Raw genomic sequence first — 13223 nt, 5'->3', positions numbered from 1 at the left:
CCCCCTAACGCGGCTGATGCGGAGTACGGTGGGCGGCCCTCCTGGCCGACCGTGCCACCGCCTCGTCGGCCTCTATCTGCGCCGCCTCCGCCAAGGTCGGCGCGCCGCCGCCGAGCCGGCGCGGCACCCAGTAGGCGCCGGCGGGGTGCGGATAGTCTTGCTGCGCCCGGTGCAGCAGCGTCGTCATCGATTCGCGCAGCGCGGCATTGGTGGATTCAATGTCTCCGGCGGCCCGCAACGGCGCCCCCACCTGGACGCTGATCGGCAGCTTCTTGCGGCCGACGTTCCGGGGATGGTCCTTGGTCCAGATGCGATGCGCACCCCAGACGACAACCGGGACGATCGGGACGTCGGCTTCGGTGGCCATCCGGGCCGCGCCCGTCTTGAACTCCTTGAGCTCGAAGCTGCGGCTGATCGTGGCCTCCGGGTAGACACCGACCAGCTCGCCCTCGCGCAGCCGCCGCACGGCCACCGCGTAGGCGTCCGCCCCGGCGCCACGATCCACGGGAATGGTGCGGGTGTGCTTGATCAAGAAATTGACCACCTTCACCTGCTGCATCTCGGCTTTGATCATGAATCTAAGCCGACGGCGGCGGCGATGCACGGCTAATGCGGCAGGAAGAAAGTCGACGTAGCTGGTGTGGTTGATCGCGATCACGGCCCCGCCGCGGTCGGGAATGTTCTCCTCCCCGCTGTAGCTGATGCGCGTGCCGGTGGCCAGGACGACGAGCTGGGCCAGGATCTCGAGCGTGCGAAAGGTCGGCTCCGCCATTACTGCTCCGGTGGTGGCCCGGCGGCCCGGGCGCGGCGGGCAGCCCTCTCGGCGGCCTCCTCGGCGTCCATGCGGGCCGCCTCAGCTAACGACGGGGCGCCGCCGCCCAACCGGTGCGGCACCCAGAACTCCCCGGCCGGGTGGGGCCCATACTGTTCCTGGGCCCGCTCCAGCAAATGCTGCATCCGGGAATGCAACAGCCCCTTGAGTTCCTCGACGCCCAGCGTCGGCTCGATCGGCTCGCCCGCGAGCACCACGATCGGCACCTTCGGGCGCCACAGCTTCTTGGGGTGCCCCTTGGTCCAGATCCGCTGCGCGCCCCAGACGATGTGCGGAACGATCGGAACGCCCGCGTCGACCGCCATCCGGGCCGCCCCCGACTTGAACTCCTTGATCTCGAAGCTGCGGCTGATCGTGGCTTCGGGATAGACGCCCACCAGCTCACCGTCTTTGAGGTTCCTGACGGCGGCTTCGTAGGACGCGGCCCCGTCCTGTCGGTCCACCGAGATGTGCCGCAGGCTGCGCATGATCGGCCCGGTGATCTTGCTGTCGAAGACCTCCTGCTTGGCCATGAACCGCACCTTGCGCCCCAGGCCCTGCTTGTAGGCGGGCAGTCCCGCGAACGTGAAGTCCAGGTAGCCGGTGTGGTTGATCGCGATGACGGCACCGCCGGTCTTCGGCAGGTTCTCGACGCCCGAGACGGAGATCTTGAGACCCTGGATGCGCCAGACCAGGCGGGCGAGCTGGATGACAGTCCCGTATACCGGTTCCACAGCGCTTCAGCCTAGTGCTCCGGGCTGTGCGGCGCCTCAAGCGTTGGAGCCCGGCGACGCAGACCGCCCGAAGATGCGGCATCGCGCTAAGCTCGGGGCCTGACGAGCCGTCAACCCCCAACGTCCCCGAAAGGTATCAGTGCAGGTCACGAGCGTAGGCCACGCCGGATTCCTGATCGCGACCCGCGCGGGCAACATCCTTTGTGACCCCTGGGTCAATCCCGCCTACTTCGCGTCCTGGTTCCCGTTCCCGGACAACAGCGGGCTGGACTGGAACCAGCTGGGCGACTGCGACTACCTGTACGTCTCGCACCTGCACAAGGACCACTTCGACGCCAAGAATCTGCGCGAGCACGTCAACAAGGACGCGGTGGTGCTGCTGCCCGACTTCCCGGTGCCCGACCTGCGAAACGAGCTGCAAAAGCTGGGGTTTCACCGGTTTTTCGAGACCACCGACTCGACCACGCACCGGCTCAGTGGGCCCAAGGGCGAGCTCGACATCATGATCATCGCCCTGCGCGCGCCGGCCGACGGCCCGATCGGCGATTCGGCGCTGGTCGTTTCCGACGGCGAGACAACGGTTTTCAACATGAACGACGCCCGGCCGGTGGATCTGGACGTGTTGGCCGCGGACTTCGGCCAGGTCGACGTGCACCTGCTGCAGTACTCCGGGGCGATCTGGTATCCGATGGTCTACGACATGCCGGCCCGCGCCAAGGAGTCGTTCGCCAGCCAAAAGAGGCAGCGCGGCATGGACCGCGCCCGTCAGTACATCGCCCAGGTCGGGGCGACCTGGGTCGTGCCGTCGGCCGGGCCGCCGTGCTTCTTGGACCCCGAGTTGCGCCACCTCAACGACGACCACGGCGATCCGGCCAACATCTTTCCCGACCAGGTGGTGTTCCTCGAGCAGATGCGCGCGCACGGCCACGATCGCGGCCTGCTGATGATGCCCGGGTCGACCGCGGACTTCACCGGCTCGACGCTGAATTCGCTGACCCATCCGCTGCCCGAGGACCAGGTCGAGGCCATCTTCACCACCGGAAAAGCGGCCTACATCGCCGAGTACGCCGAGCGGATGGCTCCGGTGTTGGCCGCCGAGCGGGCGAGCTGGGCGCCGGCGACGGGCGAGCCGCTGCTGGAACAACTGCGCGCGCTGTTCGAGCCGATCATGCTGCAAAGCGACGAGATCTGCGACGGCATCGGTTATCCCGTCGAACTGGTCATCGGCCCCGAAGCGGTGATCCTGGACTTCCCGAAAAGAACCGTGCGCGAACGGATTCCCGACGAAAAGGTCCGCTACGGTTTCGCCATCGCGCCCGAGTTGGTGCGCACCGTGCTGCGCGATCACGAACCCGACTGGGTCAACACCATCTTCTTGTCCACCCGGTTTTCCGCGTGGCGGGTGGGCGGCTACAACGAGTACCTGTACACGTTCTTCAAGTGCCTGACCGACGAACGCATCGCCTACGCCGACGGCTGGTTCGCCGAGACCCACGACGATTCCGCGTCAATCACCTTGGACGGCTGGGAGATTCAGCGCCGATGCCCCCACCTCAAGGCTGACCTGTCGAAATTCGGTGTGATCGAGGACGACACGTTGACCTGCAACCTGCACGGGTGGCAGTGGCGGCTGGACGACGGCCGCTGCCTGACCGCACGGGGACACCAGCTGCGGAGCACTCGGAAATGAACGCCAGTTACGACGATGGCTTGGTCCAGCTGGATCGCGCGGCGATCACGTTGCGCCGCTACCACTTTCCCTCCGGCACGTCGAAGGTTATCGCGCTGGACGCCATCGACGGCTACAAGGCCGAGGGGCTGGGCATGTTCATGCAGCGCTTCCGCATCTGGGGCAGCTCCGACCTGCGCCGCTGGCTGCCCCTGGACGTGCAACGGCCGTTCAGGTCCACCTTGATCACCTTGGACGTCCCGGGGACCTGGCCCAGCCCGGCGTTCACGCCGGCGCGCCCGGACGAGTTCGTCGCACTGCTGGACGAACTGCTGGCCGGGCGGGGCTGACGAGTCACCGAACGTGGATTCCTTGCGAATTCTCGCGCGATTTCTCGCAATGGTTGCACGCTCGACGAGGTACTAGCGGCGCCGGCAGCGGCCTCTATCGGCCCAAGTCCTCCAGCGCCGCGCGGGCGGCGTTGTAGCCGGGGATGAACGTGATTCCCGGGCCACCGTGGCAGCCGGCGCCGCCGAGGTACAGCCCCTGGATCGGGATGGGTTGGCCGCGAAAGCCTCTCGGGCCCGGCCGGTTCGGCCCGATCTGGTCCGAGCTCAACAGGCCGTGGCAGTAGTCGCCACCGGGGGCGCCGAACATCACGCCCATGTGCCGGGGCGTGAACGTGGTGTGCCGGATGATGCTGCGCTCGAAGTTCGGCGCGAGCCGGGTGATCTTGTCGATGACCCGCTGGCCCATTTCGACCTTCGTCTGCCCATAGTCCGCCCCGCCCTCGATCGGGAACCACAGTGCGAACGCCGATGCGGCGTGCTTGCCCTCGGGCGCCAGGTCGGGATCGTTCTGCGAGGGGATCTGCAACACCACGGTCGGGTCGGCCGGCACGATGCCGCGTCGGGCATCCTCCCACTGCTGCTGGACTTCCTCGGGGGTGCAGAAGAGGCCGATCGAGGCCTGCATCGCCGGCTCGTTGAGCGCCTCGTACGGCGGGGCGAACTGGGGGGCCTCGTCCAGCGCGAAGTGCATCTGCAGGTAGCTGCCGCGGTGGTCGATCCCCGCGTACCGCTCGCGGATGTCCGCGGGCAGCGCCGCGGGGTCGATCATCTCGTTGAGCGTCAGGTCCGGCGCCAGGTTCGAGACGACGACCGGCGCGCTCACGGTGTCGCCCGCCTCGGTGCGCACGCCGGTCACCCGCCCGTCGGCGACCAGGATCTCGGTCACCTTGGTGCGCAGCCGGACCTCGCCGCCCAGGCTCTCCAACAGCCGGGCGAGGTGCGCGGTGAGCGCGCCGATGCCGCCGCGCAGCTTCTTCATCTGCATGGTGTCCCCGTCGGGAACCCCGAGCCCGAAGGCCAGCGCGGCCGCGCTGCCCGGGGTGGACGGCCCCCGGTACAGGGTGTTGACGGCCAGCACGGTCATCGAGCCGCGCAGCGCGCCGTGCTTCTCGCGGTCCGGCAGGTAGCGGTCCAGCACGTCGGTGACCGACCCGAACAGCATGTCGTCGATCGCCGAGCGCTCGAATTCGTTGGTGGCACAGGCGTACATCTCGTCGAAAGTCTTGGGCTCCGTCCCCGCCTCGAATCGGCCGAGCGCCCGGGTGGGCGCCTGGCTCCAGGCCATCAGGCCGGCCATCCCGTTGACGGCGTCCGCGCCGTGCACCTCGTTGAGATGGGTGAACAACTTGATCGGGTCGCTGTACTGGACCAGCGGGTCGTCACCGACGCCGCGCACCGCGACCGACATCACCTCGAGGTCGAGCGTCTCGAGGGTGTCCAGGCCCAGTTCCTCGACGACCACCGACGCCGTCGGGAACTGCACCGAGCCGGCGATCTCGAATTGGTACCCGTCGAAAAGCTCGACGGTGGAAGCCATCCCACCGGCGTACAACTTGGCGTCCAGGCACACCGTTCGCAGCCCGGCCTTCTGCAGCAGCACGGCCGCGGCCAACCCGTTGTGTCCCGCGCCGATGACGATCGCGTCGTATTCAGTCATGTCCCTGCCCTCCAGGAATGGAGGCTGGCATGCCCGCGAAGTTTTGTCAATTATGACGAAACCGGGGTCAGGTCCAGGCGTCGGTGATGCCGGCCCGCAGCGACTCGAGCGCGACGTGGGACACCCGCGCCAGCTCGCCCAGCGACCGATCGTCGCCGAGCATCCAGAACTCCATCGCACCGAACACCGCGGCCGCGATGCAGCGTGCGGTGACCGCGGCGCGCAGGCGGGCGTCTGGCGTGGCGGCCGCGGCGCAGCTACGCCGGTGCAGCTGCTCCTGGACGGCGTTGGCGAAGTCGGCCTGCACTTCCTGGATGTGGCGGACGATGCGGCCGGGATCGATCTCGCCACCCCGCAGCGCGGCAATCTTCGTCACGGCCTCAACGTCATATGGGAACGAGAAGACGGCCGACTGCACGGAATCGATGATCGGTTCGTCGGCGGGACGCGCGTCCAGCGCGGCGCGGAACCAGTTCAACCCGGTGTAGTCGGCAAACAGCAGGTCGTGCTTGGACCGGAAGTGGCGATAGAACGTCCGCAGCGACACCCCGGCGTCCGCCGCGATCTGCTCGGCCGACGTCTCCTCGACGCCCTGCGCGAGGAACCGCACCAGGGCGGCCTGTATCAGCGCCTCCCGGGTGCGTTCGCTACGCGCCGTCTGCGCCGGCCTGACCATGCTCAGTAAGGTACCCCAGGCATTGTGTGTCAATATTGACAAAACTTCGGGATGAGGGTGACACTTCGCCCATGATCTGGCTCTACATTCACGCAATCCTCGGGATCGCCGTCATCGGCTGGATTATCGCGTCGAACCCGAGAATCTACGCCAAACCCGCCGACGGACCATGGTTCTCGGCGCTAGAACTCGTTTACTACGCGGCGGGCATCGCCTCGATCGTGCTGGGCTGGTATTTCAACATCCACTTCGTGCTCGCCGCGCACGGCGAGGGCAGCATCGTCTCGGGGCCGGCCAGCTACCCGCACTTCCTGGCGCAGCAGTTCGGCAACCCGGCGGCGGGATCCGGTAGCCAGGACTACATCATCGCGAATGTCATTCTGCTGCCGGTGTTTACGATCGTGGACGGCTACCGGCGCGGCGTGCGGCGCCCGTGGTTGTTCTTCGTGGCCAGCTTCTTCACCAGCTTTTCCTTCCCGCTGGCCTGGTACTTCGCCACGGCAGAACGAGTCCGCCGCCACGAGCGCAGCCGCGAGCCGGTGAACGCCTGACTCAGCGAGCCGTCTCGGCCCATCGCGCGGCCCAGCGCTCCAGCGGGGTCAGGGCCTTGCCGAGGGAGCGGCCCGCCTCGCTCAGCTCGTAGCTCTGGTCGTCCCGTTGGACGACGAGGCCCGCATCGGTCAGCTCGCCGAGGCGGTCGTAGAGGACGCTGGGCGACATGCCGTCGCAGCGGTCGCGCAACGAGCGGGCCCCGAGCGGGCCGTCCCGAAGCTCCCACAGGATGCGCAGCGACCAGCGCCGCCCGAGCAGGTCGAGGGCGGCCATCAGCGGACGCCCCGTCGTCGACCCGCGCACCGGGGTGCCCGGGCGGACCCCCGATTGACGTTTCGATTTCCGTAACGTAGTTTCGTTTTTCATGGTTACGGAAATAGTAACGCCTCGGATCGGCGCGAGCGAACCCCCCTATGAGCCGGCGGTGGCCGCCCAGCTGGACAAGATGATGCCGCCGGGCGTGCCGCCGATCGCGTTGTTTCGGACCGTGGTGCGCAACCTGCCCATGGCCGAAGCCATGACGCTGTGGGGCAGCTACGAGCTGAGCCGCGCGCTGTCGCTATCGCTGCGCGACCGCGAGATCGTCATCGACCGCACCTGCGCGCGGTGTGCGTGCGAGTACGAATGGGGAGTGCACATCGCGTTTTTCGCGGAAAAGGCGCGCCTCGACCGCGGCCAGATCCGCTCCCTGACCCATGGGACCCCCGACGACCCGTGCTGGGCCGCCGAGCGCGATCGGCTGTTGATTCGCGCGGTCGACGCGCTGTGCGACCACCGCGACATCGGCGACGCCCTGTGGGCGGCGCTGCGCGACGAGTTCGACGAACGCGAGATGCTCGACCTCACCATGCTGTGCGGCTGGTATCACGCGATCAGCTTCACCGCGCGCGCCGCGCGCGTGCCGCTGGAGGCGGGCAGCCCGACCTTCGCCGACGTCGGTTAGGGCTCGAGCACCTCGGTGCCCACGAAGGGAACCAGCGCGGCCGGCACCCGCACGCTGCCGTCGGGCCGCTGGTGGTTCTCCAGGATCGCCACCAGCCACCGGGTGGTGCCGAGCGTGCCGTTGAGCGTGGCGGCGATCTGCGGCTTGCCGTTGTCGTCCCGGTAGCGGGTGGACAGCCGGCGCGCCTGAAACGTGGTGCAGTTCGACGTCGACGTCAGCTCGCGGTAGGTCCCCTGCGTGGGAACCCATGCCTCACAGTCGAATTTGCGCGCCGCGGACGAGCCGAGGTCTCCCGCCGCCACGTCGATCACCCGATACGGCACCTCGATCAGGGCCAGCATCTCGCGCTGCCAACCCAGCAGCCGCTGATGTTCGGCCTCGGCATCGTCGGGGATGCAGTAGACGAAGCCCTCCACCTTGTCGAACTGGTGCACCCGGATGATGCCGCGGGTGTCCTTGCCGTAGCTGCCGGCCTCCCGCCGGAAGCACGAGGACCAGCCCGCGTACCGGCGCGGGCCGCCGGACAGGTCCAGGATTTCGTCGGAATGGTAGCCGGCCAGCGGTACCTCGGAGGTCCCCACCAGGTAGAGGTCGTCGGCCTCGACCCGGTACACCTCCTCGGCGTGGGCGCCCAGAAATCCCGTGCCCGCCATCACCTCCGGGCGCACCAGCACCGGCGGAATCATCGGGACGAAGCCGTTGTCGACGGCCAGCCGCAGCGCCAGCTGCAGCAGGCCGAGCTGCAACAGGGCGCCCCGGCCGGTCAGGAAGTAGAACCGCGAGCCGGCCACCTTGGCGCCGCGCTGCATGTCGATGAGGCCCAGCGCCTCGCCGAGTTCCAAATGGTCCCTGGGGCTTTCGATCACCGGCGGCTCGCCGACGATGTCCAGCACGCGGTAGTCGTCCTCGCCGCCGGCGGGCACCCCGTCGACGACGACGTTCGAGATCGCCATGTGTGCCGCGGTGAACGCCGCCTCGGCGTCGGCCTGCGCGGCCTCCGCGGCCTTCACCTGCTCGGCGAGCTCCCTGGCGCGCTGCAGCAGGGCCGGGCGTTCCTCGGGCGACGCGGCGCCCACGCTCTTGCTGGCGGCCTTCTGCTCGGCGCGCAGGCCGTCGGCGGCCGAAATCGCCGAGCGGCGCGCGGCATCGGCGGCCAGCAGGGCGTCCACGAGGGCCGGGTCCTCGCCACGGCTGACTTGCGAACGGCGCACGGCATCGGGGTCTTCCCGGAGCAGCTTCAGGTCGATCACGGCCCCGACACTACTTTTGCGGCCCGGACGAGATGGCAGAGCACCCGCCAACGCGGGCCCCACATACCACATCAGTAACTTTTGTCACGTCACTCAGGGCGCCCTGTCAGAATGGAGCCGATGTCGCAAGCGCCGGAGAAGGAAGTTTCGGAAGCCAGCGCCTCCAGTTCGGAGAACGCCGGCTCCCGCGACGACGCGACGAACCAACCGCCGAGCAGCTTCCGCTGGCCGCGCGGGTTGCAGGCGACGGCGACCAGGCGAGCGCTGTTGCTGACCGCGCTCGGCGGCCTGCTGATCGCCGGACTGGTCACCGCGATCCCGGTCGGCGGCGGCCCGGGGCGGCTGGCCGGCTACATCGACCCGGTGCCCAGCACCGGAACCAAGAGCGACGCCGCGTTCAATCGCGCCAAGGGCGGCGATTGCCTGATGTGGCCGGACGCCACCCCCGAGTCCGCGAGCATCGTCAACTGCACCGAGGACCACAAGTTCGAGGTCGCCGAGTCCGTCGACATGCGGACCTTCCCCGGCTCGGAGTACGGGCCCAGTGCCGCGCCCCCGTCGCCCGCCCGGATCCAGCAGATGACCCAGGAACAATGCGAGCCCGCGGTCCACAACTACCTGGGCCCCAAGTTCGATCCCAACAGCAAGTTCATGGTCAGCCTGCTGTGGGCCGGTGACCGAGCCTGGCGCCAGTCCGGTGACCGCCGCATGCTGTGCGGCCTGCAACTCCCCGGCGGCAACAACCAGCAGCAGGCGTTCAAGGGCAAGGTCGCCGACGTGGACCAGTCCAAGGTCTGGCCCACCGGCACCTGCCTGGGCATCGACCCGGCGATCAACCAGCCCACGGATGTCCCGGTCGACTGCGCGACGCCGCACGCGATGGAAGTCACCGGCACCGTGAACCTGGCCGAGAAGTTTCAAGGTCCGCTGCCCGCCGAGCCCGACCAGGACGGCTTCATCAAGGACGCGTGCACCAAGATGACGGACGCGTACCTGGCGCCGACCAAACTGCGCACCACCACCCTGACGCTGATCTACCCGACCGTGTCCCTGCCGAGTTGGTCGGCGGGTAGCCGCGAGGTCGCGTGCAGCATCGGCGCCACGCTGGGCAACGGCGGTTGGGCCACGCTGGTGAACAGCGCCAAAGGCAAGCTGCTGATCAACGGCCAAGCGCCAATCGCCCCACCCGACATTCCCGAGGAGCGGCTGACGATGCCGCCGATCCCGGTTCAGGCGCCGAGCCAGCCCACCCAGGCCAGCACCGCGCCCGACGCCATACCGCCGAACAACCAGCACCTGCCCGGGCAGCAGCCGGTCGCAACGCAACCGCAAGCGCCCGCAACGCAGGCCCCGGCCCCGCAGGACGTCCCGCCCCCGCAGGACGGCGGGGCGGCCCCACCGGCCAACCCGGCGCCGCAGGCGCCCAACCCGCCGGCGGAGGCGCCACCACCCGCCCCGGCTGAACCGGCCCCGGCCCCGGCGGGCTAGCCGCGTGCCCGTGCGGATGGATCCGCGCCGGTTCGACGAGCTGGTCTCCGATGCGCTCGACCTGATCCCGCCCGAATTGGCCGCCGCGATGGACAACGTCGTCGTGCTCGTCGAAGACCGCCACCCCGAGGACGCCGAACTGCTCGGGCTGTACGAAGGGGTGGCGCTGACCGAGCGTGACTCGGACTACGCCGGCTCACTGCCAGACGCCATCACGATCTACCGCGAGGCGCTGCTGGACGTCTGCGACTCCGACGACGACGTCGTCGAGGAGGTGGCGATCACGGTGATCCACGAAATCGCCCACCACTTCGGCATCGACGACAACCGGCTGGAGGAACTGGGCTGGGCCTGACGGGCGCGGCAACCCGATTTCGTCCGGACCGGATGTTATGAACGGTTCATGAGCGCTGAGTGTCGCGAGTGCCGGGCGGGCTTAGATCACTGCCACGGCACCATCATTCGTCATTCGTTGCGCCGGTGGGAATGCACCGAGCCGGACTGCGACAGCCCCGAGCTGGTGGTGCACACGTTCGTCGTCGACTGCGACGCCGTCGGCTGCGCGTGTACGGAAGAGTCGTCAGCCCATCGGATCGGTGCTTGAGCCGACCGCGTCGGCGACCGGGCTCGCGTCGGCCTGGGGGTAGAACGGCGGCGTCAAGGACCCCCAGCGCACGCAGCTCCACCGCCCGTCGGTGATCGGGGCCAGCACCACCGAATCGGCGTTCTCCAGGTGGTTGTCCAGCGCGAAATTGCCATCCACCCCGGCCAGGACCGCGGAAGCCAGCCGGATCGCCGCGCCGTGACTGACGACGACGATGTCGCCGTTCCAGTCGTCGTCGTCGAGGTAACGCAGCCGCAGCTCGGTCAGCACCGGCACGTAGCGGTCCAGGACGTCGTTGCCGGTCTCCCCGCCCGGCAGGGGCACGTCGAGATCGCCGCGATGCCACTGCTCGTAGATCGCGTTGAATTCCGCGACCGCCTCGTCGTCGCTGCGGTCTTCCAGCTTGCCGACCTGCACCTCGTGAATGCCGGTGAACTGCACGGCGCCCATCTCGAGTTCGGCGCCGATCACCTCGGCCGTCTGCGAGGCCCTCGTGGCCACGGAGTGCGCGAGCATCGCCGGGCGCCCCGAGCCGCGGGCGAACGCGCGGGCCTGGTCGCGGCCCAACGGCGTCAGCTCGGCCCCGGGCGGCCTTGTGTCGAGCCGGCGCTCGACGTTGCCGTAGGACTGCCCGTGCCGCAACAACACCAAGCGACCGCTCATCGCTCCGACCCCCCGGTCTCGAAACTCTGCTCGGGCTTGCCTTCGCGCAGCCGCGCGAGCCAGCGCGCCGCCTCGTCGGCCGGTGGCGGCAGCACCCCGGCGGCCGATCCCGTCGGCCAGGAACCCAGGTATCTCACATCCGCACAACGACGGTGCAGCGCCTTGAGTGCCTCGGCGACCGCGCCGTCGTCGATGTGGCCGACACAATCGGCGAAGAACAGGTAGGTTCCGAGCTCCGTTCTGGTCGGCCGGGATTCGATCCGGGTCAGGTCGATGCCGCGGATGCCGAATTCGGCCAGCGCGGACAGCAGCGCGCCCGGCACGTTGTCGATGCGCAGCACCACCGACGTTCGATCCGCTCCGGTGCGGGCCGGCGGCGGCCCGGGCAGCCCGATCAGGACGAAGCGGGTGCGGGCGTTCGGCTCGTCGACGACGCCGTCGGCCAGCGACCCCAGCCCCCAATGCTCGGCGGCCAGCGGCGAGGTGACCGCGGCGTCGGCCTGTCCCTCGGCCACCTGGCGCGCCGCGTCTGCGTTGGAGTAGGCCGGCCGCAGCTCGACGCCGGGCAGGTGGGCGGCCAACCACTGCCGCACCTGCGCCACCGCCACCGGGAACGCCGCCAGCGTGTGGACGTCGGCCGCGCCCAGACCCGCCTTGACGACGATGCTGAAGGCCACGTCCAGGGTGGTCTCGGCGAACACCTGCAGGGGCGAGCCGATCGCCAGGCTATCCAGCGTGGGTATCACGGAGCCGTCGATCGAGTTCTCGATCGGCACGCACGCGTAGTCGGCGTCACCGTCGCGGACCGCATTCAGCGCGGCGGGCGTGCTCTCGATCGGCATCGTGCGCACGGCACCCGGTCCCTGGTCGGGGACGAGGCCGGCGGCCGTGATTTGCAGCAGCGCCGCCTCCGTGAACGTCCCTTCGGGACCGAGGTATGCGATGCGGACCACGCCCCAACCCTAACGGCGCGCCACGTCAAACGGGTCTTGCGACGGGATGGGTCGTAAGTTAACTTAGGCTTACCTAATTTGCCTCGAGGAGTCCGATGCTTTCGCTGAGCCACCCCGCACCGACGACCGCAGAACGCATCCGCAGCGCCTGCGCCAAGGCCGCCGGCGCGCTCCTGGCCATCGAGGGCGCGGACCCGATCGCCACCCCGGTGCACCACCTGCTGGCCGACGGATCCTTCGCGGTCGTCCTGCCGGCCTCGCGCGATTGCCTGACCTCCGGATCGCAGGCGCTGCTGGAGCTGACAGACTATGCGCCGCTGCCGGTGCGCGAGCCGGTCCGTTCGTTGGTGTGGGTGCGCGGCCGCTTGCAGGAGGTCCCGGACGACGCGCTGACCGACACGCTGGACCTGATCGCCACCGAGGACCCGAATCCGGCCTTGCTCGAGGTCGAGACACCGCGGTCGGCGGCGTGCGCGGGAGGGCCTCGGTACCGGCTACTGCGGCTGGAGATCGACTCGGTGGTCGTCACCGACGCCACCGGCGCCGAGCCGGTCAGCGTGGCCGATCTGCTCGCCGCCCGTCCCGACCCCTTCTGCGAGATCGAGTCGAGCCTGCTGTGGCACCTCGACACCGTCCACAACGACGTCGTCGCGCGGCTGGTGTCGAAGCTGCCGCCGGGCGTGCGCCGCGGCCAGGTTCGCCCGCTCGGACTCGACCGATACGGCGTGCGGTTCCGCATCGAGGGTTACGACGGCGACCACGACGTCCGGCTGCCGTTCCACAAGCCGGTCGACGACATGACGGGGCTGCGCCAGGCCATCCGCGTGCTGATGGGTTGCCCGTTCATCAACGGGCTGCGAGCCCGCCGGTAGT

The 13223-nt window shown here is 69.0% G+C and carries 15 protein-coding genes and 1 pseudogene; 8 read left to right on the top strand and 8 right to left on the bottom strand.

The window, feature by feature from the left end; all coding sequences use genetic code 11:
* Positions 1 to 4: 4 nt before the first annotated feature.
* Both A5712_RS08235 and A5712_RS08230 read right to left on the bottom strand, forming a co-directional pair.
* Positions 5 to 772, bottom strand: a complete 768-nt coding sequence (locus A5712_RS08235) for a 1-acyl-sn-glycerol-3-phosphate acyltransferase (RefSeq protein ID WP_068103400.1) — start codon at positions 770 to 772, stop codon at positions 5 to 7.
* Positions 772 to 1545, bottom strand: a complete 774-nt coding sequence (locus A5712_RS08230; protein ID WP_068103398.1) for a 1-acyl-sn-glycerol-3-phosphate acyltransferase — start codon at positions 1543 to 1545, stop codon at positions 772 to 774. The genes A5712_RS08235 and A5712_RS08230 overlap by 1 nt, the downstream gene beginning before the upstream one ends.
* A gap of 139 nt (positions 1546 to 1684) precedes the next feature.
* On the opposite strand from A5712_RS08230, the gene A5712_RS08225 reads away from it, so the two are divergent.
* Positions 1685 to 3235, top strand: a complete 1551-nt coding sequence (locus A5712_RS08225; protein ID WP_068103396.1) for an MBL fold metallo-hydrolase — start codon at positions 1685 to 1687, stop codon at positions 3233 to 3235.
* Positions 3232 to 3564, top strand: a complete 333-nt coding sequence (locus A5712_RS08220) for a hypothetical protein (protein WP_068103394.1) — start codon at positions 3232 to 3234, stop codon at positions 3562 to 3564. Before A5712_RS08225 ends, A5712_RS08220 begins: the two co-directional genes overlap by 4 nt.
* Positions 3565 to 3658: 94 nt before the next feature.
* Here A5712_RS08220 and A5712_RS08215 read toward each other — a convergent pair whose 3' ends face one another.
* Both A5712_RS08215 and A5712_RS08210 read right to left on the bottom strand, forming a co-directional pair.
* Positions 3659 to 5221, bottom strand: a complete 1563-nt coding sequence (locus A5712_RS08215; RefSeq protein ID WP_068103392.1) for an NAD(P)/FAD-dependent oxidoreductase — start codon at positions 5219 to 5221, stop codon at positions 3659 to 3661.
* A 67-nt stretch (positions 5222 to 5288) separates the two neighbouring features.
* Complete coding sequence (locus A5712_RS08210) at positions 5289 to 5897, bottom strand: TetR/AcrR family transcriptional regulator (RefSeq protein ID WP_068103390.1); 609 nt, start codon at positions 5895 to 5897, stop codon at positions 5289 to 5291.
* Positions 5898 to 5968: 71 nt separating this feature from the next.
* On the opposite strand from A5712_RS08210, the gene A5712_RS08205 reads away from it, so the two are divergent.
* On the top strand, positions 5969 to 6448 hold the full coding sequence (locus A5712_RS08205) for a DUF2834 domain-containing protein (protein WP_068103387.1): 480 nt from the start codon (positions 5969 to 5971) through the stop codon (positions 6446 to 6448).
* Between the two features lies 1 nt (position 6449).
* Here A5712_RS08205 and A5712_RS08200 read toward each other — a convergent pair whose 3' ends face one another.
* Positions 6450 to 6815, bottom strand: coding sequence for a helix-turn-helix domain-containing protein (locus A5712_RS08200; RefSeq protein ID WP_068103385.1), 366 nt, complete (start codon positions 6813 to 6815; stop codon positions 6450 to 6452).
* A 58-nt stretch (positions 6816 to 6873) separates the two neighbouring features.
* On the opposite strand from A5712_RS08200, the gene A5712_RS08195 reads away from it, so the two are divergent.
* Positions 6874 to 7392, top strand: coding sequence for a carboxymuconolactone decarboxylase family protein (locus A5712_RS08195; RefSeq protein WP_197519335.1), 519 nt, complete (start codon positions 6874 to 6876; stop codon positions 7390 to 7392).
* On the opposite strand, the gene serS is transcribed toward A5712_RS08195, so the two are convergent.
* Positions 7389 to 8642, bottom strand: a complete 1254-nt coding sequence (serS, locus tag A5712_RS08190) for a serine--tRNA ligase (protein WP_068103381.1) — start codon at positions 8640 to 8642, stop codon at positions 7389 to 7391. The two genes, A5712_RS08195 and serS, sit on opposite strands and share 4 nt — an antisense overlap.
* 111 nt (positions 8643 to 8753) lie before the next feature.
* Here serS and A5712_RS08185 point away from each other — a divergent pair, with 111 nt between their 5' ends.
* The 3 genes and pseudogenes from A5712_RS08185 (at position 8754) to A5712_RS31825 (ending at position 10734) form a co-directional block, all read left to right on the top strand.
* Positions 8754 to 10130 carry a septum formation family protein gene (locus A5712_RS08185; RefSeq protein WP_068103379.1) on the top strand — a complete coding sequence of 459 codons (1377 nt, stop codon included), beginning with the start codon at positions 8754 to 8756 and terminating at the stop codon, positions 10128 to 10130.
* A gap of 4 nt (positions 10131 to 10134) precedes the next feature.
* Positions 10135 to 10537: pseudogene (locus A5712_RS08180) on the top strand (metallopeptidase family protein).
* Positions 10534 to 10734, top strand: coding sequence for a hypothetical protein (locus tag A5712_RS31825; RefSeq protein WP_082973339.1), 201 nt, complete (start codon positions 10534 to 10536; stop codon positions 10732 to 10734). The pseudogene A5712_RS08180 and the gene A5712_RS31825 overlap by 4 nt, the downstream one beginning before the upstream one ends.
* Here A5712_RS31825 and A5712_RS08175 read toward each other — a convergent pair.
* Together A5712_RS08175 and pheA are read right to left on the bottom strand one after the other, a co-directional pair.
* Complete coding sequence (locus tag A5712_RS08175) at positions 10711 to 11397, bottom strand: histidine phosphatase family protein (RefSeq protein WP_068103375.1); 687 nt, start codon at positions 11395 to 11397, stop codon at positions 10711 to 10713. The genes A5712_RS31825 and A5712_RS08175 overlap by 24 nt on opposite strands.
* The gene (gene pheA, locus A5712_RS08170) at positions 11394 to 12350 is read right to left on the bottom strand and encodes a prephenate dehydratase (RefSeq protein ID WP_068103373.1); all 957 of its coding nucleotides are present in this window, start codon (positions 12348 to 12350) and stop codon (positions 11394 to 11396) included. Before pheA ends, A5712_RS08175 begins: the two co-directional genes overlap by 4 nt.
* A 95-nt stretch (positions 12351 to 12445) precedes the next feature.
* On the opposite strand from pheA, the gene A5712_RS08165 reads away from it, so the two are divergent.
* Entirely contained in the window at positions 12446 to 13222 is a 777-nt protein-coding gene (locus A5712_RS08165; RefSeq protein WP_068103370.1) for a DUF2470 domain-containing protein, read from the top strand.
* Position 13223 lies beyond the last annotated feature (1 nt).

The organism is Mycobacterium sp. E2327 (assembly GCF_001672675.1).
Lineage (GTDB): Bacteria > Actinomycetota > Actinomycetes > Mycobacteriales > Mycobacteriaceae > Mycobacterium.
Note: the sequence above shows the minus strand (reverse complement) of the source record. Positions and strands in the feature narration are given on the sequence as shown.